The 24,049-nt window shown below is 69.2% G+C and carries 18 protein-coding genes and 1 pseudogene; 2 read left to right on the top strand and 17 right to left on the bottom strand.

Annotation, left to right across the window (positions count from 1 at the left end):
• The 3 genes and pseudogenes from RMT89_RS36100 to RMT89_RS36110 form a co-directional block, all read right to left on the bottom strand.
• Positions 1–707, bottom strand: a pseudogene (locus tag RMT89_RS36100) (ribonuclease E/G); the annotation flags it as partial.
• A gap of 262 nt (positions 708–969) precedes the next feature.
• Positions 970–1,728 (bottom strand): TIGR03936 family radical SAM-associated protein, encoded by a 759-nt coding sequence (locus RMT89_RS36105; RefSeq protein WP_315887986.1) that lies wholly within the window; start codon positions 1,726–1,728, stop codon positions 970–972.
• 46 nt (positions 1,729–1,774) lie between these two features.
• Complete coding sequence (locus tag RMT89_RS36110) at positions 1,775–2,854, bottom strand: hypothetical protein (RefSeq protein ID WP_315888000.1); 1,080 nt, start codon at positions 2,852–2,854, stop codon at positions 1,775–1,777.
• A 1,220-nt stretch (positions 2,855–4,074) separates the two neighbouring features.
• On the opposite strand from RMT89_RS36110, the gene RMT89_RS36115 reads away from it, so the two are divergent.
• Positions 4,075–4,317, top strand: coding sequence for a hypothetical protein (locus RMT89_RS36115; RefSeq protein WP_315887987.1), 243 nt, complete (start codon positions 4,075–4,077; stop codon positions 4,315–4,317).
• A 39-nt stretch (positions 4,318–4,356) separates the two neighbouring features.
• On the opposite strand, the gene RMT89_RS36120 is transcribed toward RMT89_RS36115, so the two are convergent.
• The 11 genes from RMT89_RS36120 to RMT89_RS36170 form a co-directional block, all read right to left on the bottom strand.
• Complete coding sequence (locus tag RMT89_RS36120; protein WP_315887988.1) at positions 4,357–6,321, bottom strand: TIGR03960 family B12-binding radical SAM protein; 1,965 nt, start codon at positions 6,319–6,321, stop codon at positions 4,357–4,359.
• 80 nt (positions 6,322–6,401) lie between these two features.
• On the bottom strand, positions 6,402–7,901 hold the full coding sequence (locus tag RMT89_RS36125) for a CYTH and CHAD domain-containing protein (RefSeq protein ID WP_315887989.1): 1,500 nt from the start codon (positions 7,899–7,901) through the stop codon (positions 6,402–6,404).
• Between the two features lie 81 nt (positions 7,902–7,982).
• The gene (gene rodA / locus RMT89_RS36130; RefSeq protein ID WP_315887990.1) at positions 7,983–9,182 is read right to left on the bottom strand and encodes a rod shape-determining protein RodA; all 1,200 of its coding nucleotides are present in this window, start codon (positions 9,180–9,182) and stop codon (positions 7,983–7,985) included.
• Positions 9,179–11,425: a penicillin-binding protein 2 gene (gene mrdA, locus RMT89_RS36135; protein ID WP_315887991.1), complete on the bottom strand. Its 2,247-nt coding sequence runs from the start codon at positions 11,423–11,425 to the stop codon at positions 9,179–9,181. The genes rodA and mrdA overlap by 4 nt, the downstream gene beginning before the upstream one ends.
• 116 nt (positions 11,426–11,541) lie before the next feature.
• On the bottom strand, positions 11,542–12,222 hold the full coding sequence (mreD, locus tag RMT89_RS36140) for a rod shape-determining protein MreD (protein WP_315887992.1): 681 nt from the start codon (positions 12,220–12,222) through the stop codon (positions 11,542–11,544).
• A gap of 13 nt (positions 12,223–12,235) precedes the next feature.
• Entirely contained in the window at positions 12,236–13,180 is a 945-nt protein-coding gene (gene mreC, locus RMT89_RS36145; RefSeq protein WP_315887993.1) for a rod shape-determining protein MreC, read from the bottom strand.
• A gap of 144 nt (positions 13,181–13,324) precedes the next feature.
• Positions 13,325–14,344 (bottom strand): rod shape-determining protein, encoded by a 1,020-nt coding sequence (locus RMT89_RS36150; protein WP_004931372.1) that lies wholly within the window; start codon positions 14,342–14,344, stop codon positions 13,325–13,327.
• 268 nt (positions 14,345–14,612) lie between these two features.
• Positions 14,613–15,026 (bottom strand): nucleoside-diphosphate kinase, encoded by a 414-nt coding sequence (ndk, locus tag RMT89_RS36155; protein ID WP_186280864.1) that lies wholly within the window; start codon positions 15,024–15,026, stop codon positions 14,613–14,615.
• 89 nt (positions 15,027–15,115) lie between these two features.
• Entirely contained in the window at positions 15,116–15,472 is a 357-nt protein-coding gene (locus RMT89_RS36160; RefSeq protein WP_315887994.1) for a DUF4233 domain-containing protein, read from the bottom strand.
• 10 nt (positions 15,473–15,482) lie between these two features.
• Positions 15,483–16,967: a folylpolyglutamate synthase/dihydrofolate synthase family protein gene (locus RMT89_RS36165; RefSeq protein ID WP_315887995.1), complete on the bottom strand. Its 1,485-nt coding sequence runs from the start codon at positions 16,965–16,967 to the stop codon at positions 15,483–15,485.
• An 89-nt stretch (positions 16,968–17,056) separates the two neighbouring features.
• Complete coding sequence (locus RMT89_RS36170) at positions 17,057–19,681, bottom strand: valine--tRNA ligase (protein WP_315887996.1); 2,625 nt, start codon at positions 19,679–19,681, stop codon at positions 17,057–17,059.
• 136 nt (positions 19,682–19,817) lie between these two features.
• Between RMT89_RS36170 and RMT89_RS36175 the strand changes: the two genes are divergently transcribed.
• Positions 19,818–20,762: a hypothetical protein gene (locus RMT89_RS36175; protein ID WP_315887997.1), complete on the top strand. Its 945-nt coding sequence runs from the start codon at positions 19,818–19,820 to the stop codon at positions 20,760–20,762.
• Between the two features lie 65 nt (positions 20,763–20,827).
• Here RMT89_RS36175 and clpX read toward each other — a convergent pair whose 3' ends face one another.
• The 3 genes from clpX to RMT89_RS36190 all read right to left on the bottom strand — a co-directional run bounded on the left by clpX (position 20,828) and on the right by RMT89_RS36190 (position 23,654).
• On the bottom strand, positions 20,828–22,117 hold the full coding sequence (gene clpX / locus RMT89_RS36180) for an ATP-dependent Clp protease ATP-binding subunit ClpX (protein WP_315887998.1): 1,290 nt from the start codon (positions 22,115–22,117) through the stop codon (positions 20,828–20,830).
• Positions 22,118–22,277: 160 nt separating this feature from the next.
• The gene (locus RMT89_RS36185) at positions 22,278–22,958 is read right to left on the bottom strand and encodes an ATP-dependent Clp protease proteolytic subunit (RefSeq protein WP_315887999.1); all 681 of its coding nucleotides are present in this window, start codon (positions 22,956–22,958) and stop codon (positions 22,278–22,280) included.
• Between the two features lie 87 nt (positions 22,959–23,045).
• Entirely contained in the window at positions 23,046–23,654 is a 609-nt protein-coding gene (locus RMT89_RS36190; protein WP_315888001.1) for an ATP-dependent Clp protease proteolytic subunit, read from the bottom strand.
• Between the last annotated feature and the right edge of the window lie 395 nt (positions 23,655–24,049).

Here is a 24,049-nt window from a genome sequence, read left to right on the forward strand (position 1 = left end):
GCCTCCACGGAGGCGACGATCTCCGCCGCCTCGGGCGCACCGGCGGGCGCGGTCACCTTCCGGGTGGCACGACGACGCGTACGCCCCTCGGGCGCAGCTTCCTCGGCCGGCGCGACCTCCTCGGCCTGCTCGACCGGCGCGGCCTCCACGGAGGCGACGATCTCCGCCGCCTCGGGCGCACCGGCGGGCGCGGTCACCTTCCGGGTGGCACGACGACGGGCGCGGCGCGGGGCGGCGTCCTCGACGGCACCGGCGGACGAGGCGGCCTCGACGCTCTCGGTGGCGGGCGCTTGCTCCTCCGCGGAGGTGGTCGCGGGCACGATGGTCTCCGCGGCCTCGGCGGACGTGGGCGCTCCGGCGGGTGCGGAGGCCCGACGGACCACACGGCGGCGCGTACGGCCGCCTGCGGGGGCCTCGTCGACGACGGCGACCGGGGCTTCGGCCTCGGTGGCCTCCTCGGCCTCGGTGACCTCTGCGATCTCTTCGGCCTCGTCGATCTCCGGAGTCACGGCGACCACGGTCTCCTCGACCTCGGCCTTCTCGTCGTCCGGTATGGCCGGCGCGACCTCGGTCGCGGATTCGGCGGACGCATTGCCGACGGGCGGACCCGCCGGCCGGGATGCGGCACGGCGCCGACGACGCGGCGGCAAGGTGTCGCTGGGGGTGTTCGGTTCGGAACCCTCTGTGGGTTCGATCGGCTCGAGCATGCGGGCGTTTCTCCCGTCAGGCTCCCGGGCGCCGCGCCTGGTCCGGCGATATGCCGGTGACGTCCGCGGCTCGCGTCGTACGCGACTGCCGCCGTCCGGGGCGCGGGCGCCGCACGGGAGCTCTCTGTGTCCTGTCTCGCCGGTTCCGTACGCCGAATGCGTACGGCCTGGCGAAAGTCTTCTGGTCGGTGCGCTGCCCGACCCAGGTGGCTCCCGAGTACGAGGGCGGCGCTACGACGTCCGTCCCTTCGCGGGACCTTCCTTACGCCGGCGCCTTCGCGGCGGCAGCGGAACCGGCCGTAGCCGTCGCCGCCTCGCGGTCGAGCGCGAGCGGGTCGGTCACCGTGCCGGTCTCTTCATCGAACAGCCCCTGCGCCAGCCTGGTCACCGCTGCGGGGACCGGCGGCGCCAGGTCGGCCACGGCGCGGAGACCGGACAGGACGTCGTCGGGTCGTACGGCAGGCGTCACGTGCCGAACAACCAGGCGCAGTATCGCACAGGGCTGGTCGGTCGGCCTATCAGCCGTCGTACTGTGCGTTTCAAGATCCACGACCGCGGGGCGGGCGTCGAAGGTCCGGATGCCGTTCTTGGTCCTGCGCTGGACCTCGACGGACTCGGCGGCGTTGAAGGCGGCCACGGCCTGCTCGGCCCGGTCCGGCTCCACACCGTCCAGCCGCAGCTCCCATACGGAAGCGGTCAGCCGGTCGGCGAGCCCGGAGGTCCGGGCCTCGACCGCCTCGATGACATCGAGCCCAGCGGGCAGCGACTCGTCGAGCAGCATCCTGAGCTTCTCCGGATCCCGCGCTTCGGTGAGCGCGATCTCCAGGTACTCCGCCTCACTGCCCGTGCCGGTGGGTGCGGCATTGGCGTACGACACCTTCGGATGCGGCGTGAACCCCGCCGAGTACGCCATCGGTACGTCGGCACGGCGCAGCGCACGCTCGAAGGCGCGCTGGAAGTCTCGGTGGCTGGTGAACCTCAGGCGGCCGCGCTTGGTGTAGCGCAGTCGGATGCGCTGCACCGCGGGTGCGGGCGGCGGGCCTTCGGGCTGTCGCTTGCCCAGTGTCCTAGTCCTTCGTGAGAGCGGTCGTACTGCTACCAAGAGTACGTGTCTCGGCGCCCGGAGGTTCCCGCCGGGCCACCGCCTCCCGCTTCCGGGGCTCCCCGAACATCATCCGCCGGAAGTCGGCACGGGCCTGCCGCACGGACTCCCGCGCCGCGGCCAGCGCCTCCCGGGTGGCCCGCCCCACACTGCGCGCGGCCTCGGCACAGGGCCGCAGCACCGCGTCCCGGACGACATGCCCGACGGGCGTGAGAACGCTCCGGTAAACCCACCGGACCGGCTCAACGAAGATCCACCGGAAGAGGGCCCCGAGGAACCGCCCGACAGCCAGCGAAATCCGCCCGGCCACCCGCCAGGCATGTCCGAGCGCGTCCCAGATCTCCCGCCCGATCACGGCGAGCACCCGCCCGACGGGCACCAACACCCACCGCCACACAGCCAGCGCCGGCAGCAGGAACAACACCCGAGTGATCCAGTACAGCGCGAGCCAGACCCCCCGCACGACCCACATGAAGGCGTGCCCCATGGGCGTGAGCACCCACTGACAGACCCAGAGCGCGGGTACGACGACCAAAAACCGCACGAGCCAGGCCACAGCGGCGTACACCCCGACACCGAACGCGGCAAGGCCGACGCCGATCCCCCGGAGCACCCACGCGAAGGCACGCCCGACGGGCGTCAGCACGCGCGCGTAGACCCACTCAAGCCCGGCCCAGATCCCCCTCCCGACCCAGGCGAGGGCGTGTCCGAAGGGAGTGAGCACACACCGGTACACCCACACCACGGGTACGACGACGAGCACGTTCCCGAGCCAGGCAAGCCCCCGCCCGAGCGGCACCAGCACATACCGCCACAGCCCCACGAAGGGCCACACGAACAGCGCCCGCCCGGCCCACAGCAACGCCCGCCCGACGGGCCGGAACACGGTGTCGGTCAAGAACCGCCAGGCGACCACCAACGCGTCCCACACCATCCGCACGGGCACGACCAGCACCAGCACGACGATCCGCACCGGGATGCGGATGGCGGTGACGAGGCAGCCTTCCGGTTGCCGGGGTTCGGGCAGCGACTTCTGCGGTTCCATACCGGCGAAGACGCGACGGCCGACGGCATGGATGCACCGCGCGGGTTGCGATGCCGTCACGGCTTCACCAGGGCCGTTGGGCCGTTTCATTTGTCCGCCAGACCGTTTTACCTACTTGGCGGCGCGTCTCCCCTCTGCGCGACGGCTGTCGTGGGGCGTTCAGGTCGCCCTCGCACTGAGGTCCGGGACTCCCCCGGACCGATTCGTGCCAAGAAGCATGCCTATGAGTCCTCGACACACACCTTCGCTGCTGGGGCCGTTGGCCCGGGCCCGCTTCCAGAGGGCAGGGGTACTGACCTCCCTCGCTCTGGTCATCGCGGCCGGAGTGGTCACGCCCGCCGCGGCTGCCGCCCACGCCGTGTCCGACGACAAGTCCACCGCGACGCCGTACACGGGCAAGGACTGCAAGCCGCACAAGCCGCACAAGCCCAAATCGGGCGCGGAGGCGTACACGGGCGACAAGGACAAGTGCCGCGGCGCGACGGGCGCCACGGGTGCCACCGGCCCGAAGGGGGCCACCGGTGCCACGGGCGCTCCGGGAGAGGGCGGCACGCCAGGCGCCACCCGCTCCGGGAGAGGGCGGCACGCCAGGCGCCACGGGTGCCACAAGGGCGACCGGTGCCACGGGCGCCACTGGCGCGGCCGGTCCGTGCGCCGACACCGACGCCAGCCGGGACCAGAACAACTTCGAGCTGCGGGCCGCACTGACCCCGGCGACCGAGAGCGACCGATCGCCAGGGCGTACGCCGGAATTCGTGACCTCCAGCCCATCGCGGACGATGTCCTGGGTGCCGCCACCCTCGACGGCGTCCGCACCGTCATCATGGGCGGCGGCGGACGGTCGCAGGGCAGCGCCCGCACGAAGTACCTGCGGGACGCCGCGATCCTGAAGGACGGACTCGCCAAGGAACCGGACAACAGCCGCTACGCCTTCTACCTCACCCAGAGCTGGCGCGACCCCGGTGAACCGGCGAAGGCACTCGCCGCCTACGACCGCCGCGCGGACATGGCTGGCTTCGCCGAGGAGGCGTTCTGCTCCCGGTTCTACGCGGCCCGCCTCGCCCTGACCTTGAAGCACCGCACGCCCGAGGTCATGGCCCGCTTCCTGGACGCCCACGAGTTCCGGCCCACCCGGGCCGAACCACTCGGCGAACTCGCCCACTTGTGCCGCGTGCAGGGGGAACGCTGGCCGCTCGCCTACCTGTTTCGCGCGGCGCGCGGTGGAGATCCCCCAGCCCGACGACATCCTCTTCGTCGAACACGGCTGGTACGACTGGCGGTGCCTGGACGAGCTGGCGGTGGCGGCGTACTGGATGGGCACGTACCGCGAGTCACTGGAGGCATGCGAGAAACTCCTGGACGGCGGAAAGCTGCCCGCGGAACACCGCGAACGAGTAACCGCCAACCACGACTTCGCCCGCACCAGACTGTCCATCGGCGCACCCCGCCCGCAGCCGGCATGAAAAAGGGGCCCTTCCCGCGCGGAAAGGGCCCCAACAAACTCAGTGGGCGTGCCCACTGGGCGCCGACGCCGCATTCTTCACGGTCAGCGGCAACAGCTTCTTGCCGGTCGGGCCGATCTGGATGTGGGTGTCCATCTGCGGGCACACCCCGCAGTCGAAGCAGGGCGTCCAGCGGCAGTCCTCGACCTCTGTCTCGTCGAGGGCGTCCTGCCAGTCCTCCCAGAGCCAGTCCTTGTCGAGGCCGGAGTCCAGGTGGTCCCAGGGGAGGACCTCCTCGTACGTCTTCTCGCGCGTCGTGTACCAGTCGACGTCCACGCCGAACGGCGCCAGCGCCTTGTCGGCGCAGCTCATCCAGCGGTCGTAGGAGAAGTGCTCGCGCCAGCCGTCGAAGCGGCCGCCGTCCTCGTAGACGGCGCGGATGACGGCGCCGATGCGGCGGTCGCCGCGGGAGAGGAGGCCCTCGACGATGCCGGGCTTGCCGTCGTGGTAGCGGAAGCCGATGGAGCGGCCGTACTTCTTGTCGCCGCGGATCTTGTCGCGGAGCTTCTCCAGGCGGGCGTCCGTCTCCTCGGCGGAGAGCTGCGGGGCCCACTGGAAGGGGGTGTGGGGCTTGGGGACGAAGCCGCCGATGGAGACCGTGCAGCGGATGTCGTTCGCCCCGGAGACCTCGCGGCCCTTGGCGATGACCTTTGTCGCCATGTCGGCGATCTGGAGGACGTCCTCGTCGGTCTCCGTCGGCAGGCCGCACATGAAGTACAGCTTCACCTGGCGCCAGCCGTTGCCGTACGCCGTCGCGACGGTCCTGATCAGGTCGTCTTCCGAGACCATCTTGTTGATGACCTTGCGCATGCGCTCCGAGCCGCCCTCGGGCGCGAAGGTCAGGCCCGAGCGGCGGCCGTTGCGGGTCAGCTCGTTGGCCAGGTCCACGTTGAAGGCGTCCACGCGGGTGGAGGGCAGGGAGAGGCCGATCTTGTCCTCTTCGTACCGGTCCGCCAGGCCCTTCGCGATGTCGCCGATCTCCGAGTGGTCCGCCGACGACAGCGACAGCAGGCCCACCTCCTCGAAGCCCGTCGCCTTCAGGCCCTTCTCGACCATGTCGCCGATGCCCGTGATGGAGCGTTCACGGACCGGACGCGTGATCATGCCGGCCTGGCAGAAGCGGCAGCCGCGGGTGCAGCCGCGGAAGATCTCCACCGACATGCGCTCGTGGACCGTTTCCGCCAGCGGCACCAGCGGCTGCTTGGGGTAGGGCCACTCGTCGAGGTCCATCACCGTGTGCTTCGACACCCGCCAGGGCACGCCCGACTTGTTGGGGACCACACGCGCGATACGGCCGTCCGGCAGGTACTCCACGTCGTAGAAAGCCGGGATGTACACCCCGCCCGTCTTCGCCAGCCGGAAGAGGACCTCCTCGCGGCCACCGGGGCGGCCCTCGGCCTTCCACTGGCGGATGATCTTCGTCATGTCGAGCACGGCCTGCTCGCCGTCGCCGATGATCGCCGCGTCGATGAAGTCCGCGATCGGCTCGGGGTTGAAGGCCGCGTGGCCGCCGGCCAGGACGATCGGGTCGTCGACCGTGCGGTCCTTGGACTCCAGCGGGATGCCCGCCAGGTCCAGGGCGGTGAGCATGTTGGTGTAGCCGAGCTCGGTGGAGAAGCTCAGGCCCAGCACGTCGAAGTCGCGCACCGGGCGGTGGCTGTCCACCGTGAACTGCGGGACGCCGTGCTCCCGCATCAGGGCCTCCAGGTCCGGCCACACGCTGTAGGTGCGCTCGGCGAGGACGCCCTCCTGTTCGTTGAGGACCTCGTAGAGGATCATGACGCCCTGGTTGGGCAGACCTACCTCGTAGGCGTCGGGGTACATGAGCGCCCAGCGGACGTCGCAGCTCTCCCACGGCTTGACCGTGGAGTTGAGCTCTCCGCCCACGTACTGGATCGGCTTCTGCACATGCGGGAGCAGGGCTTCGAGCTGCGGGAACACCGACGCAGCGACTTCGGCAGGCATCTCGCGTACCTTCATGAGCTGGACTGAACGGACAGGGGTGACCATCCAGCCTAACGCGACCGCGGCGGTGCCTCGCACGCTCAGAAGGCCGACCGCTCCTTGATCAGGCCCCAGGCCGCCGGCAGCTCGGCCTCGTCGTCGGCCGCGCGGTGCTCCTCCCGCCCGTACAGCACCCCGTAGGTGAAGGAGCTCTCCCCCGCCCCCTGCGCCTGCCGGGCCAGCTCCCGCAGGGCCTCCCGGGTCATCACGCTGTCCTGGTGGTCGCCGAGCAGGTTCTGCAGGTTCTTCATCGACCTCAGCAGGTCGCGGGCCGGGGAGCCGAGTGCCGGTACGGCCGCCTCCGCCGAGTACCTGGTCCGCTTCGCCTTCTTGCGCGCTTCGTGCAGCGCGAGATCGCGTTCCTGCCCCGGTGCGGCGCCGAGGGCCTCCTCGACCAGCGCGGACAACTTCCCGAAGTCCTTTCCTACGGCCGTCTTGATCACCTTCTCCGGCTTCCCGGAGGCCTTTTCCAGCAGGGGCGGCTCGGCCACCAGGGCGTCCAGCGCCGCCAGCAGCTCCAGGTACCGCTTGCCGTCGAGTACGGCGATCAGGCGCCGGCGGGAGCCGCCGCGGCGGGCGTGGGACCAGGTGCGCAGCCGGGTGCGGACGGGGCCGGTCAGCAGGGTCCTGGGCAGTTCGTCCAGGGCCGCGGTGAGCCGCTCGGTCAGCACCTCCTGGTCCCGGTCGACGCCGAGCTCCCCGGCCAGCCACTTCAGCTCCTCGCCGATCGGGTCGGTCACCGTCCGGTCGACGACCTTCCCGAACGACTTGAAGGCGCTGCGCATCCGCCGGGTGGCGACCCGCATCCGGTGCACGGAGTCGTACTCGTCCCGCCGCACGGCCGGATCGAGCTCGACGATGGCGTCCCGCTGGGCGCGCAGATAGGCGAGGACGTGATCGCCCGCGCTGACGGGCTCCACGGCCTTCTTTGCGCGCCGCTTTTTCTTCGGGACCGTTTCCGCCAGCGCCCTGGCCAGCTTCGAGGCAGCTCCCGAGGGGCGTACCCCCGCCTTACGCAGCCGCTTGTCGACCTTGTCGAGAAAGGCGGGGTCGCCGCCGTCGGCGAGCTCCACCTCGATCTCGGTCCACTGGGCGCCGGCCCCGGTGCCGATGCGTTCGGCGCGTACGGCGTCCACGCTCACCTCGGCCAGCAGTGCCCCGTCGGCGTCGACGAGGTGGCGGACATCGCGGTCGGAGCGGAGCCGGACCAGGGGAAGCAGTTCGGTGTCACGGACCCGGGAGCGGACCAGGCCGGTGAGGGTGCGCGGCACGGTGTCGGACAGCGGCGCCTGGATCTCGTCCCGGACACCGGTGGCGACGGGGAGCTTCAGGTGCCAGCCCGCGTCGGACCCTCCGGTGCGGCGGCGCAGGGTGATCGAGGACGCGGCCAGGCGTTCGTCCTCGGTGTCGTAGTAGGTGGCGTCCAGTTGGACAACGCCCTTGTCGATGACGGCCGCGACCCCGGCGACGCCGGTCAGGTCCGGCAGACCGCTCTCGTCGGACTCGTACTTCCGCTCGATCTCACGCCTCGTGTCCGCCATGACCCGAATCTAGTGGGAGTCATGGCGGCACAACAGGGCCTACCTGAGCCGAACCCCAGGGAAACAGGGAGTGACCGGCGGCTATGCGGACATCGGCCGTTGCACCCGGATCGACTGCAACAGCCCCACGGCGACCCACACCGCGAACATCGACGATCCGCCGTAGGACACGAACGGCAGCGGAAGACCGGTGACCGGCATGATGCCGAGGGTCATCCCGATGTTCTCGAAGGACTGGAAGGCGAACCAGGCCACGATTCCGGCCGCCACGATGGTGCCGTACAGCTCGGTCGTCTCGCGGGCGATCCGGCAGGCCCGCCACAGCAGGATGCCGAGCAGAACGATGATGAGCCCGCCGCCGACGAAGCCCAGCTCCTCTCCCGCCACCGTGAACACGAAGTCGGTCTGCTGCTCGGGCACGAACTGGCCGGTCGTCTGGGAGCCGTTGAACAGCCCGGCCCCTGTCAGTCCGCCCGAACCGATGGCGATACGGGCCTGGTTGGTGTTGTAGCCGACGCCCGCCGGGTCGAGGCTCGGGTTGGCGAAGGCGGCGAAGCGGGCGATCTGGTAGTCGTCCAGGATACGCAGCTGCCACACGGCGACCGCCCCGACGGCGCCCGCCGACAGCAGCCCGAACACCCAGCGGTTCGAGGCGCCGGAGGCCAGCAGCACGCCCAGCACGATGATCACCATCACCATGACCGAACCGAGGTCGGGCATCAGCATCACGATCAGCATCGGCACGGTGGCCAGACCCAGCGCCTGGAGCACCGTGCGATGGTCCGGGTGGGGCTTGTCGCCCGCGTCCACTCTCGCCGCCAGCAGCATCGCCATACCGAGGATGATCGTGACCTTCACGAACTCGGAGGGCTGCAGCGAGAAGCCGCCGGGGAGCTTGATCCAGGAGTGGGCGCCGTTGATCGTGGAGCCGAGCGGGGTGAGCACCAGCAGGACCAGGAACACCGAGGCGCCGTACAGGATCGGCACCGCGGTGCGCAGGGTGCGGTGGCCGAGCCAGACCGTGCCGATCATCAGCGCGAAGCCGATGCCGGTGTTCATGATGTGCCGGACCAGGAAGTAGTACTGGTCGCCCTGGTTGATCTCGGTGCGGTTCCGGGTCGCCGAGAACACCAGGATCGAGCCGACCAGCGACAGTGCGAGCGCCGCGCACAGTATCGGCCAGTCCAGTCGGCGGGCGAGTGAGTCCCGGGCGAACAGCCGGGTCCAGCCCGCCCGTTCGGGTCCGTACCCGGATACCTGGAAGCTGTTGGCGCCGGTCACGTCAGCCTCCTCGGGCGCCGTCGGCGCTGCCTGCGGCGGCGCGTCTCGCGATTTTCCGTCGTCGGTGTCCCCACCGTCGCCGCCTGCTGCTGCCCGTCCTGCTCGGGCACGCCTTCCTGGCTGGCCCGTTGGTCCTTCGCCGGGTCCTTGGCGACCTTCGGGGAGAGGATCGAACCGTCCGTCTGGATCTTCGGCAGGTTCTTCTGCGGGGTCGGCAGCAGCGCGTTCTTCTTGTTGATGGCGCCGTCGTCGGAGACGCCGTAGAGCGCGTCGTAGACGTTGCGGACGGCGGGGCCCGAGGCGCCGGAGCCCGTACCACCCTGGGAGATCGTCATGACGATCGAGTAGTCCTTGGTGTACGTGGCGAACCAGGACGTCGTCTGCTTGCCGTAGACCTCGGCGGTACCGGTCTTGGCGTGCATCGGGATCTCGTCCTGCGGCCAGCCGCCGAACCGCCAGGCGGCGGTGCCGCGGGTGGCGACGCCGGCCAGGGCCTCGTTCATCTGGGCCAGCGTCTGCTGGGTGACCGGCAGCTTGCCGTGCGCCTTGGGCTCGATCTCCGAGACCTGCTTGCCGTCGGCGCTGATGATCGCCTTGCCGACCGTCGGGTTGTACAGGGTGCCGCCGTTGGAGATGGCCGCGTAGATGGTGGCCATCTGGATCGGGGTCACCAGGGTGTCGCCCTGGCCGATGGAGTAGTTGATCTCGTCACCGGCGCGCATCTTGTTGCCTTCGAGGCAGTTCTCGTAGGCGATCTTCTCGACGTAGTCGCCGTCCTTCTTGCCGGTCTTGCACCAGGCGTCCTTGTTGGCCTTCCAGTAGGACTGCTTCCACTCGCGGTCCGGGACCCGGCCGGCCACCTCGTTGGGCAGGTCGATACCGGTCTCCTGGCCGAGGCCGAACTGGTGGGCTGCCTTGTAGAAGTAGTCCTTCGGCTTGCCCTTGGGGTTGATGCCGCCGTCCTTCTTCCACTCACTGTGCGCGAGTTGGTAGTAGACGGTGTCGCAGGAGACCTCCAGGGCGCGGCCGAGGTCGATCGGGCCGTGGTTCTGGGACTCGAAGTTCTTGAAGACCTGGCCGCCGACGGAGTAGGAGCTGGAGCAGTTGTAGCGGCCGTCGAAGGCGTAGCCCGCCTGGACCGCGGCGGCCGTGGAGACCACCTTGAAGATCGAGCCGGGGGCTGCCTGACCCTGTATGGCGCGGTTGAGCAGCGGGTAGTTGGAGGACTTGCCGGTGAGCTGCTTGTAGTCCTTGGCGGAGATACCGCCCACCCAGGCGTTCGGGTCGTAGGTCGGGTTGGACGCCATGGCGACGATCCGGCCGGTCTTGGCCTCCATCACGACGATCGCGCCCGCGTCGGCCTTGTACCGCTGCTGGGTGTTGCGGTCCCACTCCTTGCGGGCCGTCTTCATCGCCTCGTTCAGCTCGTATTCGGCGACGCGCTGGACGCGGGCGTCGATGCTGGTGACGAGGTTGGAGCCGGGCTGGGCGGCGTCGGCCTCGGCTTCGCCGATGACCCTGCCGAGGTTGTCGACCTCGTAGCGGGTGACGCCGGCCTTGCCGCGCAGCTCCTTGTCGTACTGGCGCTCGATGCCGGAGCGGCCGACCTGGTCGGAGCGGAGGTAGGGCGAGTCGGTGTCCTGGGCCTTGGTGATCTCCTCGTCGGTGACCGGGGAGAGATAGCCGAGGACCTGGGCGGTGTTGGAGCCGCCGGGGCCCGGGTAGCGGCGGACGGCCTGCGGTTCGGCGGTGATGCCGGGGAAGTCCTCGGCGCGCTCGCGGATCTGCAGGGCCTGCTTGGCGGTGGCCTCGTCGGTGATGGGGATGGGCTGGTACGGCGAGCCGTTCCAGCAGGGCTGGGGGGTCTCGGCGTCGCACAGCCGGACCTTCTCCATCACTTCCTTGGGCTTCATCCCGAGTACACCGGCGAGCTTGGTGAGGACGGCCTTGCCGTCGTCCTTCATCTTCAGCAGGTCGGTGCGGGAGGCGGAGACGACAAGCCGTGTCTCGTTGTCGGCCAGCGGCACCCCGCGCGCGTCCAGGATCGAGCCGCGCACGGCCGGGTCGACGACCTGCTGGACGTGGTTGCCGGAGGCCTCCTTGGCGTACTCCGAGCCCTCCCGGATCTGGAGGTACCACAGCCGCCCGCCGAGGGTGCCGAGGAGGGACAGGACAAGGATCTGGATCACGACGAGTCGGATCTGGACCCGTGGGGTCCGCCCGGTCTCGGGGATGTTGGTCACTGTGGCTGCCGCCCCCTCTCAGTGCGCCGGCGGGTGTGCGCGTACGAATGATGAACGGCCGACCTGTGAGGCGGCGTTCCGCCCAGGCAGACCCGTTCGGGTGAAGTTCCGCGCCCTCACAGCCGCTTGACCCCCTTGATGCGTCCGGCGCGGGCGGTGCGCACCCGTGCCGCCTTCACCTTCAGACCGCCGAGGCCGCCGCGCTGGCTGCCGATGCGCAGTCCGGTGCCGCCGGAGAGCCAGCCGGTGGAGATGTCGGCCTTCTTCGCCGAGGAGTTGGTCTCCGCAAGCGGATCGTTCTCCGCGCGCCGGGCCAGCGCCATGATCCCTGGGACGACGAAGGGGGCGAGCAGCAGGTCGTAGAGCGCGGCCGTGAACAGCAGGCTGGTGAGGCCGACATGGCGGGCGGCGGTGTCGCCGACGAGGGCGCCGACACCGGCGTAGAGCAGGGTGGAGCCGATGGCCGCGGCGACGACCACGGCCATGGGTCCGGTCGCCGACTTGAGCTGGCCGTTCTCCGGCTTGACGAGCCCGGCGAGATAGCCGACGACGCACAGCACCAGGGCGTAGCGCCCGGCCGCGTGGTCGGCGGGTGGGGCGAGGTCGGCGAGGAGGCCCGCGCCGAAGCCGACGAGGGCGCCGCCGACATGGCCGTAGACCATGGCGAGGCCCAGGACCGTCAGCAGGAGCAGGTCGGGGACGGCGCCGGGGAGATGGAGGCGGGCGAGGACGCTGACCTGGAGCACCAGGGCGACGACGACCAGGGAGGAGGAGAGCAGGATTCGGTTGACGCGCATGGGGCTTCAGCTCCTACTGCTCTTCTTGCGGGTACTGGCCGTCGACCGGCGCGGACGGGGTGACGGTGACCGTCACGGTCGGCGTGGGGGTCGGCTTGGGCTTGTCGGGGAGCACCGTGTCGCGCGGATCCTTCTTGGGGGCCTGGACGACGACGCCGACGATGTCGAGCTTGGTGAAGCTGACGTACGGCGTGATGTAGAGGGTGCGGGTCAGGTCGCCGGCGGAGGGGTCGACGCGGCTGACCACGCCGACCGGCACGCCCGGCACGAAGGGCTTGTCGGCCTGCGAGCCGAAGGTGACAAGGCGGTCGCCCTTCTTGACCTGCGCCTTGCCGTTGAGGAGTTCGACGCGCAGCGGGCCGTCGCCCTGTCCCGAGGCGAAGCCGAGTTCGTCGTTGCCCTCCATGCGGGTGCCGACGGTGAAGTCGGGGTCGTTGGCGAGCAGCACGGTCGCGCTGTTGGGACCGACGGTCGTCACCCGCCCGACCAGACCGTCCCCGTTGAGGACCGTCATGTCGCGCTTGAGCCCGTCGTTGGCACCGGCGTCGATGGTGATGGTCCAGGAGAAGCCTTGGGCCGCTCCTATCGCGATGACCTGCGCGCCCTTGATGCCGTACTGCCCCTTGCCCGCGGTCTTCAGCATCTTGTCGAGCTGGGAGAGTCTGCTGCGGTTGCGGTCGTCGCTGCCGAGCTTCGCCTTGAGGGCGGCGTTCTCCTTCTCCAGCTCGGCGATCCGGTCGTGCCGTTCGCCGGAGTCACGGATCGCGGAGACCGCGTTGCCGACGGGGTCGACCGCGGCCGACACGCCGTTCTCGATCGGGCCGAAGACCGTGGCCGCGGCCTGCCGGGCACCGTCGACCGGGGAGTCCTCCCCGCCGCGGATGTCCACCGTGATCAGCGCGAACGCGATGGCGATCAGCAGCACCAGGAGCAGCCGGCTCTCTCGTGTGTCCCTCACGTGCGGCGGCCGTGCCCTTCCTCATAGGAATTCTTCAAGCCCCAGGGAAACCCGAGGGGCTGCTTTGTGGGAGCTTATGGCTCTATATCAACGATCCGCCGTACGAGAGGAGATCGTCTCGTACGGCGGAATCGAAGAGTTACGTCATCTGCGGGGCTGGGCGTCCAGGACCTGCTGGAGCGCCTCGAACTCCTCGACGCACTTGCCGGAGCCGAGCGCCACGCTGTCCAGCGGATCCTCGGCGATGTGGATCGGCATACCGGTCTCCCGGCGCAGCCGCTCGTCGAGGCCGCGCAGCAGGGCGCCGCCGCCGGTCAGGACGATGCCGCGGTCCATGATGTCGCCGGACAGCTCCGGCGGGCACTTGTCGAGGGTCGTCTTGACGGCGTCGACGATGGCGTTGACGGGCTCTTCGATCGCCTTGCGTACTTCGGCGGCGGAGATGACGACGGTCTTGGGCAGCCCGGAGACGAGGTCCCGGCCGCGGATTTCGGTGTGTTCGTCAGCATCGAGGTCGTACGCGGAACCGATCGTGATCTTGATCTGTTCTGCCGTGCGCTCACCCAGCAGGAGCGAGTACTCCTTCTTGATGTGCTGGATGATCGCGTTGTCCAGTTCGTCGCCCGCCACGCGGATGGACTGGGCGGTGACGATGCCGCCGAGGGAGATGACCGCGACCTCCGTGGTGCCGCCGCCGATGTCGACCACCATGTTGCCCGTGGCCTCGTGGACCGGCAGGCCGGAGCCGATGGCCGCGGCCATGGGCTCCTCGATGATGTGCACCTGACGGGCGCCGGCCTGGGACGACGCCTCGATGACGGCGCGGCGCTCGACGCCCGTGATGCCCGAGGGCACACAGACGACGACCCGCGGACGAGCCAGATACCGCCGCTTGTGGATCTTCAGGATGAAGTAGCGCAGCATCCGCTCGGTGATCTCGAAGTCGGCGATGACGCCGTCCTTCAGCGGACGCACGGCAACGATGTTGCCGGGCGTGCGCCCGATCATCTTCTTCGCTTCGGCGCCGACCGCGAGGATGCCACCGGTGTTGGTGTTGATCGCGACGACGGACGGCTCGTTGAGTACGATCCCGCGACCCCTGACGTACACCAGCGTGTTGGCGGTCCCGAGGTCGACAGCCATGTCACGGCCGATGAACGACATTGAGTTCCCCATCAGGATTCGTCTGGCCTTCCCACGAGCTTTTGAGGGCTTTTCAGGTCGGCGAGGTGGGTGCTGTGACGTGAAGGCTTCCATCGTAGACGCGCCTTCGCGAACACGGCGTGAGGGTCCTTCGCCATTGTCAGCAGATGATGTGCGGGTTCGCTCTCGGAGACGAGCGTTCGGGGAGTCTCGTTCCCCCGAACGCCCCGCATATGCCAGAAAGTCCGGGGGCATTGCCCCCGGGCTCCCTCAACTGCCGCGCTGTGCCCTAGGCGCGCCCGGGGAAGAAGATCTTCACCTCGCGTTCGGCGGACTCCTCGGAGTCGGAGGCGTGGATGAGGTTCTCACGGACGATCACGCCGAAGTCGCCACGGATGGAGCCGGGCGCGGCGGCGATCGGGTCGGTCGGTCCTGCCAGCGCGCGTACGCCCTCGATGACCCGCTCGCCCTCGACGATCAGCGCGACGACGGGTCCCGAGGACATGAACTCGACCAGCGGCTCGTAGAACGGCTTGCCCTTGTGCTCCCCGTAATGCTGCTCCAGGGTCTCCTGGTCCAGGGTGCGCAGCTCCAGCGCGGTGATCTGCCAGCCCGCCTTGCGCTCGATCCGGCTGATGATCTCGCCGGTCAGGCCACGACGTACGGCGTCGGGCTTGAGGAGGACGAGGGTGCGCTGGGTCACGACGGGCTCCTTAGTGCATCAAGGTGTGCGGGAAGACGAGGTTACCCGGCGTGTCCGGGCACTTGTTACGCAGCGTCAGGTGTAGGGGGTCAGGCCGCGTCCGGGGTGGAGGCCTCGGCCTGCGCCGCGAATCTCGCCTTCGCCTCGTCGATCTTCCGTCCGTAGTGCACCGAGGCCCACCACAGGGCCGCGAAGGCCGCGCCGAGGAAGAACATCGACGGCACGACGAACCCGGAGGCGATCAGCACGACCTGGAGCGCCCAGCCGAGGGCGATGCCCCCGGGCCGGGTGACCAGACCGCACAGCAGCAGGCACAGGAACATCGCGATCCCGCTGACCGTCCACACCGTCGACACGGACAGATCGGGGTCCTTCATGGCGACCAGACCGGCGAAGCCGATGACGAAGAACTCGCCGATCAGGGTCGACGCACAGAGCGTACGCATGCTTGGAACCTCAGCCCTTCCCCAGCAGCAGCCGGGCCTCGCCCACGGTGATGACGGAACCGGTGACGAGCACACCGCCGCCCGCGAACTCGCCCTCCTCCTCGGCCAGCGTGATCGCGGCCTCCAGGGCGTCCGGCAGCCGCGGCTCGACCTGCACCCGCTCGTCGCCGAACACCTCCACGGCGATGGCGGCCAGTTCGTCGGCGTCCATCGCGCGATGGCTGGAGTTCTGCGTGATCACGACCTCGGCGAAGATCGGCTCGAAGGCCTCCAGCAGCCCGCGTACGTTCTTGTCGCCGCTGGCCCCGACCACGCCGATCAGCCGGCTGAAGTCGAAGGCCTCCCCGATCGCCTCGGCGGTCACCCGGGCGCCGGCCGGATTGTGCGCGGCGTCCAGCACGATGGTCGGCGACCGGCGTACGACCTCCATACGGCCCGGCGAGGAGACGGCCGCGAAGGCCTTGCGGACGGTGTCGACGTCGAGCGGCTCGGCGCGCAGCGCGCCGACCCCGAAGAACGCCTCCACGGCGGCGAGCGCCACGGCGGCGTTGTGCGCCTGGTGGGCGCCGTGCAGCGGGAGATAGACCTCGGGGTACTCGCCGCCGAGGCCGCGCAGGGTGACGAGCTGTCCGCCGACGGCGACCGTCCGGGAGACCACCCCGAACTCCAGCCCCTCACGGGCGACCGTCGCGTCGACCTCCACGGCCTTCTTCAACAGCACCTGCGCCGCGTCCACCGGCTGCTGGGCCAGGATCACGGTGGCGTCCTGCTTGACGATGCCCGCCTTCTCCGTGGCGATCTCGGCGGGCGTCTCGCCGAGCCGGTCGGTGTGGTCCAGGTCGATGGGGGTGACGACGGCGACATCACCGTCGATGACGTTCGTGGCGTCCCAGGAGCCGCCCATGCCCACCTCGACGACGGCCACGTCGACGGGCGCGTCCGCGAAGGCGGCGTACGCCATGCCGGTCAGCACCTCGAAGAAGGACAGCCGGTACTCCTGCTGGGCGTCGACCATCTCGATGTACGGCTTGATGTCGTGGTACGTCTCGATGAACCGCTCGGCGTCGATGGCGGCGCCGTCGAGGCTGATGCGCTCGGTGATCGACTGGACGTGCGGGGAGGTGTACCGGCCCGTGCGCAGTTCGAAGGCGCCGAGGAGGGCCTCGATCATGCGGGCGGTGGAGGTCTTGCCGTTCGTGCCCGTGATGTGGATCGAGGGGTACGAGCGCTGCGGCTCGCCCAGGACGTCCATCAGCGCGGCGATACGGCTGACCGAGGGCTCCAGCTTGGTCTCGCCCCAGCGGGTGGCGAGCTCCGCTTCGACTTCGCGCAGGGCCTTGTCGACCTCGGGGTCCTCGGGGCGCGCCGGTACGTCTGCCTGCGGCGGGCCGCCCTGGGTGCGCAGGGTGCGGCTGCCGGCCTCGATGACCGCGAGATCGGGGTCGCGGTCGGTCTCTTCCGCGATGATCTCGTCGAAGGGGTCGCTTTCACTCACGGGGCCCAGTCTACGGAGGCGGACTGACAGACGTGGGCGAAGGCCCCCGGAACCCAAGGTTCCGGGGGCCTTCGATGTCGTACGTACGCCTACGCGGACGGCAGCCTGTCCAGCTGGGACTGGATCCTCGCGATGTCCTCGTCCGCCTTCGCCAGGCGGCCGCGGATCTTCTCCACGACGTTGTCCGGGGCCTTCGCCAGGAAGGCCTCGTTGCCGAGCTTGGCCGTGGCCTGGGCCTTCTCCTTCTCCGCCGCCGCGAGGTCCTTCGCGAGGCGCTTGCGCTCCGCCGCGATGTCGATCGTGCCGGAGAGGTCGAGGGCGACCTCCGCGCCCGCGACCGGCAGGGTCGCCGTGGCCGTGAAGGCGCCGCCCTCCGGCTGGAGGCGCAGGAGCTGGCGGATGGCGGCCTCGTGGGGCGCCAGTGCCGTGCCGTCCAGGGTCAGCCGGGCCGGGACGCGCTGGCCGGGCTGGAGGCCCTGGTCGGCGCGGAAGCGGCGGACCTCGGTGATGACCGACTGGAGGCTCTCGATCTCCCGTTCGGCCGCCTTGTCGCGGAAGCCACTGTCCTTCGGCCACTCGGCGATGACGACCGACTCGCCACCCGTAAGGGTGGTCCAGAGGGTCTCGGTGACGAACGGGACCACCGGGTGCAGCAGCTTGAGCGTGACGTCGAGGACCTCGCCCAGGACTCGCTTGGAGACCTCGGCCGGCGCGCCGCCCGCCTGGAAGGTGGTCTTGGACAGCTCGACGTACCAGTCGAAGACCTCGTCCCACGCGAAGTGGAACAGCGCGTCGGAGAGCTTCGCGAACTGGAAGTCCTCGTAGAGCGCGTCGACTTCGGCGACGACGGAGTTGAGGCGGGAGAGGATCCAGCGGTCCGTCGCCGACATCTGCTCGGGCGCCGGCAGCGGGCCCTCCACCGTCGCGCCGTTCATCAGCGCGAAGCGGGTCGCGTTCCAGATCTTGTTGGCGAAGTTGCGGGAGCCCTGGACCCAGTCCTCGCCGATCGGGACGTCGACGCCGGGGTTGGCGCCGCGGGCGAGGGTGAAGCGGAGCGCGTCGCTGCCGTACTTGTCCATCCAGTCCAGCGGGTTGACCGCGTTGCCGAAGGACTTCGACATCTTCTTGCCGAACTGGTCGCGGACCATGCCGTGCAGGGCGATGGTGTGGAACGGCGGTGTGCCGTCCATCGCGTACAGGCCGAACATCATCATCCGGGCGACCCAGAAGAAGAGGATGTCGTAGCCGGTGACCAGGACGGAGTTCGGGTAGAACTTCGCGAGCGACTCGGTCTGTTCGGGCCAGCCGAGGGTCGAGAAGGGCCACAGGCCGGAGGAGAACCAGGTGTCGAGGACGTCGGTGTCCTGGTGCCAGCCCTCGCCGGTCGGGACCTCGTCGCCCGGACCGACGCAGACGACCTCACCGTTCGGGCCGTACCAGACGGGGATCCGGTGACCCCACCACAACTGCCGTGAAATACACCAGTCGTGGAGGTTGTCGACCCAGTCGAAGTACCGCTTCTCCATCTCCTGCGGGTGGATCTTGACACGGCCGTCGCGGACGGCGTCACCGGCGGCCTTCGCCAGCGGGCCGACCTTGACCCACCACTGCATGGACAGGCGCGGCTCGATGGTGGTCTTGCAGCGCGAGCAGTGGCCGACGGAGTGGACGTACGGCCGCTTCTCGGCGACGATCCGGCCCTCGGCGCGCAGCGCGGCGACGATCGCCGACCGCGCTTCCAGTCGGTCCAGGCCCTGGAAGGGGCCGTGGGCGGTGATGACGGCGTGCTCGTCCATGATCGTGACGGCCGGCAGGTCGTGCCGCTGGCCGATCTCGAAGTCGTTCGGGTCGTGGGCCGGGGTGACCTTGACGGCGCCGGTGCCGAACTCGGGGTCGACGTGCTCGTCCGCGACGACGGGGATACGGCGGCCGGTGAGGGGCAGCTCGATCTCGCGGCCGACGAGGTGGCGGTAGCGCTCGTCCTCGGGGTGGACGGCGACGGCTGTGTCGCCGAGCATCGTCTCGGCGCGGGTCGTCGCCACGACGATGGAGTCGTCGCCCTCGCCGTACCGGATGGAGACGAGCTCACCCTCGTCGTCCTGGTACTCCACCTCGATGTCGGAGATCGCGGTGAGGCAGCGCGGGCACCAGTTGATGATGCGCTCGGCGCGGTAGATGAGCTCGTCGTCGTAGAGCCGCTTGAAGATGGTCTGGACGGCCTGGGAGAGCCCTTCGTCCATGGTGAAGCGCTCACGCGACCAGGCCACGCCGTCGCCGAGCCGACGCATCTGCCCGGAGATCTGCCCGCCGGACTCGCCCTTCCACTGCCAGACCCGCTCGACGAAAGCCTCGCGGCCGAGGTCGTGCCGGGACTTGCCCTCCTTGCCGAGCTCACGCTCGACGACGTTCTGGGTGGCGATACCCGCGTGGTCCATGCCGGGCTGCCAGAGCGTCTCGTACCCCTGCATGCGCTTACGGCGGGTCAGTGCGTCGATGAGGGTGTGCTCGAAGGCATGGCCCAGGTGCAGGCTGCCGGTGACGTTCGGCGGCGGAATGACAATGGTGTACGGCGGCTTGTCACTCTTCTCGTCGGCCTCGAAGTAACCCCGCTCCACCCAGCGCTCGTACAGCGGCCCCTCTACGTCGGCCGGCGCGTACTGGGTCGGCAGTTCGGTGTTGGGCGCTGGTGGCTGCTGCTGAGCGTTCTCGGTCACGGGGTCAGTTTAGGGGTGTCGCGGTGGTGTCCCGAAACGGCTTTGTTCTGTAACGGTGGGGGCCCCGATGCCATGCGCCCGTTGTGATTGCGCCAGGATGTCGTGAACACATAAGCATCTGGAGGGGAACCCAGTAATGAGCTACAACCAGCCGGGCCCGTACGGCGGGCAGCCCCAGCAGCCCGGACCGTACGGCCAGCCGGGTCCGTACGGCCAGCAGCCGCAGGCTCCGCAGCCCGGCTATGGCTACCCCCAGCAGCCGCAGGCACCCCAGCCGGGTTACGGCTACCCCCAGCAGGGCGGCGTCCCGCCCCAGCAGCCCCCGTACGGCGGCCAGCCTCCCTACGGCCAGCAGCCGCAGTACGGCACCGTCCCCCAGCCCCCGGCCCCGGGCGGCGGCAAGAAGAAGACGGGGATCATCCTCGGCGCGGTGGCGGTCGTGGCCGCGATCGGCGTGGGCGTGTATTTCGTGGTCGGCGGGGGTGGGGGCAGCAGCTCGGACGCCGGGGACGACGGCCCGCACAAGCTGACCACTCCGGCCACCGTCCTCACTGAGTACAAGAAGAGCAAGGGCGGCAGTGCCGGCGGCGGGATGACCGAGAAGGACCTCAAGGACGCCGAGAAGTGGGGTGTGAAGAACCCCAAGGACGTCAACGCGGACTACCAGGCCGGTGAGGACGAGAGCAACCCGCTGGCGGGCAAGCTGCTGTCGTTCGGCGGTGTCTACGGCGAGATCGAGGACCCCGAGAAGGCGGTCGACGGCCTCTTCGCCTCCATGAAGAAGGACGCCGCCAAGCAGAACGTCACCTTCAAGGGCGATCCGAAGCCGTACACCCCCGAGGGGTTCGACGGCACCGTCCTGAAGTGCCAGCAGGCCACGATGGAGAACACCGGGGCCACGGCGGGTTCGGGTGAGCCGACCGAGATGAACATGACGTACTGCATCTGGGGCGACTACAGCACCATCGGGTTCGTGATGCCCATGGAGATCGCCGACATCGCGGCCGGCAAGGACGCCGACCCGACGCAGGCGGCCGAGCTCACCGCCAAGCTCCGCAAGGAAGTTCGTGTGAAGATCTGACACGCCGAGCAACGATGAAGGGGCCCCGGTCCGTTGACCGGGGCCCCTTCACACGTCAGTTGGTGCTACGCCGTCTTCTGCTCCCCCGGCCCGCGCCCGTTCCGCGCCTCGCGGGGGATCAGGGTCGGGTTGACGTTGGAGTGGACCACGTCCGCTGTGATGACGACCCTGGCCACGTCCTTGCGGGACGGGACCTCGTACATCACGGACATGAGGACTTCCTCCATGATGGCGCGCAGGCCCCGCGCGCCGGTCTGGCGGAGGATGGCCTGGTCGGCGATGGCTTCCAGGGCCTCGCGTTCGAAGTCCAGCTCCACGCCGTCGAGTTCGAAGAGGCGCTGGTACTGCTTCACGAGCGCGTTGCGGGGCTCTACCAGGATCTGGAGCAGGGCCTCGCGGTCCAGGTTGTGGACCGAGGTGATGACCGGGAGCCGGCCGATGAACTCGGGGATCATGCCGAACTTGACCAGGTCCTCGGGCATGACGTCCTCGAACTGGTCCTTGGCCTCCAGTTCGCGCTTCGAGCGGATGGTCGCGCCGAAGCCGATGCCCTTGGCGCCGGCCCGGGACTCGATGATCTTCTCCAGGCCCGCGAAGGCACCGCCCACGATGAACAACACGTTCGTCGTGTCGATCTGGATGAACTCCTGGTGGGGGTGCTTGCGGCCGCCCTGGGGCGGGACCGAGGCCGTCGTGCCTTCGAGGATCTTGAGCAATGCCTGCTGGACGCCCTCGCCGCTCACGTCCCGCGTGATCGACGGGTTTTCACTCTTCCGCGCGACCTTGTCGATCTCATCGATGTAGATGATCCCGGTCTCGGCCTTCTTGACGTCGTAGTCCGCCGCCTGGATCAGCTTCAGCAGGATGTTCTCGACGTCCTCGCCGACATAGCCCGCCTCCGTCAGCGCCGTCGCGTCCGCGATCGCGAACGGGACGTTGAGCATCCGGGCCAGGGTCTGGGCCAGCAGGGTCTTCCCGGAGCCCGTGGGGCCCAGCAGAAGGATGTTCGACTTCGCCAACTCGATGGCGTCCTCGCGGCTTTGACCGCCGCCGTTCTCACCGGCCTGGACCCGTTTGTAGTGGTTGTACACCGCGACGGAGAGCGCCTTCTTGGCCGCCTCCTGGCCGACCACATACCCCTCAAGGAACTCATAGATCTCGCGGGGCTTCGGGAGCTCCTCCCAGCGCACCTCGCTGGTCTCCGCGAGCTCTTCCTCGATGATCTCGTTGCAGAGATCGATGCACTCGTCGCAGATGTACACACCGGGCCCTGCGATGAGCTTCTTGACCTGCTTCTGGCTCTTGCCGCAGAACGAGCACTTGAGCAGATCGCCGCCGTCACCGATGCGTGCCACGGTGTGCTTCCCCTTCGCCTGGGAGACGCCTAGGTCCAGCGGCTCCTGGTGCTGCCTTAATCCGACGGTACCTTGCCGGGGCCCTCGTTCGGGCCCCCCTTGGCACGGTTCACTTTGTCGTGCACCGTGCCAAGGAGCGGCCGACGATACAGCCTCCGGCTCAGCGCACGGCTGCGTTGTTCATCTTCCGCGTGGAGATGATCTGGTCGATCAGGCCGTACGACAGGGCGTCCTCGGCCGTGAGGATCTTGTCGCGCTCGATGTCCTCGCGGATCTTCTCGATCGGCGTGGTGGAGTGCTTGGCCAGCATCTCCTCCAGCTGCGCGCGCATCCGGAGGATCTCGTTCGCGGCAATCTCCAGGTCCGAGACCTGACCGCGGCCCGTCTCGCTGTACGGCTGGTGGATCAGCACGCGCGCGTTCGGCAGCGCCATGCGCTTGCCGGGCGTACCGGCCGCCAGCAGGATGGCGGCGGCGGAGGCCGCCTGACCCATGCAGACCGTCTGGATGTCCGGCTTCACGAACTGCATCGTGTCGTAGATGGCCGTCAGCGCGGTGAAGGAGCCACCGGGGCTGTTGATGTAGACCGAGATGTCCCGGTCGGGGTCCATCGACTCCAGGCACAGCAGCTGCGCCATGACGTCGTTGGCGGAGGCGTCGTCGATCTGCACGCCGAGGAAGATCACCCGCTCCTCGAAGAGCTTCGCGTACGGGTCGTACTCACGAATGCCCTGTGAGGTGCGCTCGACGAAGCGCGGGATGACATAGCGGGACTCGGCGACGGGGCCGGTGTACTCGGCCTGCGGACGGTCGTAGAGGCCGTTGCCGGGGAAGGTGTTCACGGTGTCTCCAAAAGGCTGTGGCGGTGGCTGGGGGCGGGTGGAGGCTGGTACGGCCCTGTGGTGGGTCCTGAGGGCCCGTACAGGTCCTTACGCCGCTCCGGTACCGCCGCCGCCCGGCATGCCGGCGGCCGTGGGGATGACGTCGTCGATGAGGCCGTAGTCCTTGGCCTCGAAGGCGTCGAACCAGCGGTCGCGGTCCGAGTCGCGGGTGATCTGCTCGATCGTCTGGCCCGTGTGCTGCGAGGTGAGCTCGGCCATGCGCTTCTTGGTGTGCAGCAGTCGCTCGGCGTGGATCTTGATGTCCGAGGCCGAGCCGGCGAGGCCGGCGGACGGCTGGTGGATCAGGATCTCGGCGTTCGGCAGCGCGAAGCGCTTGCCGGGGGTGCCCGCGCTGAGCAGGAACTGGCCCATGGAGGCGGCGAGGCCCATGGCGATGGTCACCACGTCGTTCTTGATGTACTGCATGGTGTCGTAGATCGCCATGCCGGCCGTGATCGAGCCGCCGGGGCTGTTGATGTACATGTAGATGTCCTTGTCCGGGTCTGCGGCAAGGAGCAACAGCTGCGCGGTGATCTTGTTCGCGATGTCGTCGTCGACCGGCTGGCCGAGGAAGATGATCCGCTCGTTGAGCAGTCGGTTGTAGACATGGTCGCCGAGGCCACCGCCGATGGAAGGCTCGCCGGCGGCGGAGGGCATCAGATTCGTCACGTATCCACCTGCTCGTCTTACGACGGCGCCGGGCCGTCTCACGTTTCCCTGCGGGGCTGGAGCCGCGGTGACTCCCCTGCCCTCGTATTCATGGACCCTAACGCGCTGGTCCCTTCGGGGAATCCCGGAGTGGGGAGTGTTCGCCGGGGGCGTAGAGCCTGCGGCGGGTGGGCCGACGCCTACTCGCCGTGACTGCGGCGGCAGGTGAGCGGCCACAGGTCCATTGTGGTCGATCGCGCGGTTCCCCGCGCCCCTGACGGGGCGCCCCCGGCCGCCGTGTGCAAGGAAGGCCCCGGGGAGTGTCTTGACGCTGTTGGTTAATCCGGGGCCCTGCGTGACGTCGGCCTTCGAGACCCGGTTGTGGTCTTGAAGGCCGACGTTGT

Source organism: Streptomyces sp. P17, from assembly GCF_032436805.1.
Lineage (GTDB): Bacteria > Actinomycetota > Actinomycetes > Streptomycetales > Streptomycetaceae > Streptomyces.

Coding starts and splice junctions, on each gene's coding strand:
- RMT89_RS36110 (WP_315888000.1), bottom strand. CDS start 2,854: ATGGAACCGCAGAAGTCGCTGCCCGAACCCCGGCAACCGGAAGGCTGC.
- RMT89_RS36120 (WP_315887988.1), bottom strand. CDS start 6,321: ATGCCTGCCGAAGTCGCTGCGTCGGTGTTCCCGCAGCTCGAAGCCCTG.
- RMT89_RS36125 (WP_315887989.1), bottom strand. CDS start 7,901: ATGGCGGACACGAGGCGTGAGATCGAGCGGAAGTACGAGTCCGACGAG.
- mreD (WP_315887992.1), bottom strand. CDS start 12,222: ATGCGCGTCAACCGAATCCTGCTCTCCTCCTCCCTGGTCGTCGTCGCC.
- RMT89_RS36150 (WP_004931372.1), bottom strand. CDS start 14,344: ATGTCGTTCATCGGCCGTGACATGGCTGTCGACCTCGGGACCGCCAAC.
- RMT89_RS36160 (WP_315887994.1), bottom strand. CDS start 15,472: ATGCGTACGCTCTGTGCGTCGACCCTGATCGGCGAGTTCTTCGTCATC.
- RMT89_RS36175 (WP_315887997.1), top strand. CDS start 19,818: ATGAGCTACAACCAGCCGGGCCCGTACGGCGGGCAGCCCCAGCAGCCC.
- RMT89_RS36190 (WP_315888001.1), bottom strand. CDS start 23,654: ATGCCCTCCGCCGCCGGCGAGCCTTCCATCGGCGGTGGCCTCGGCGAC.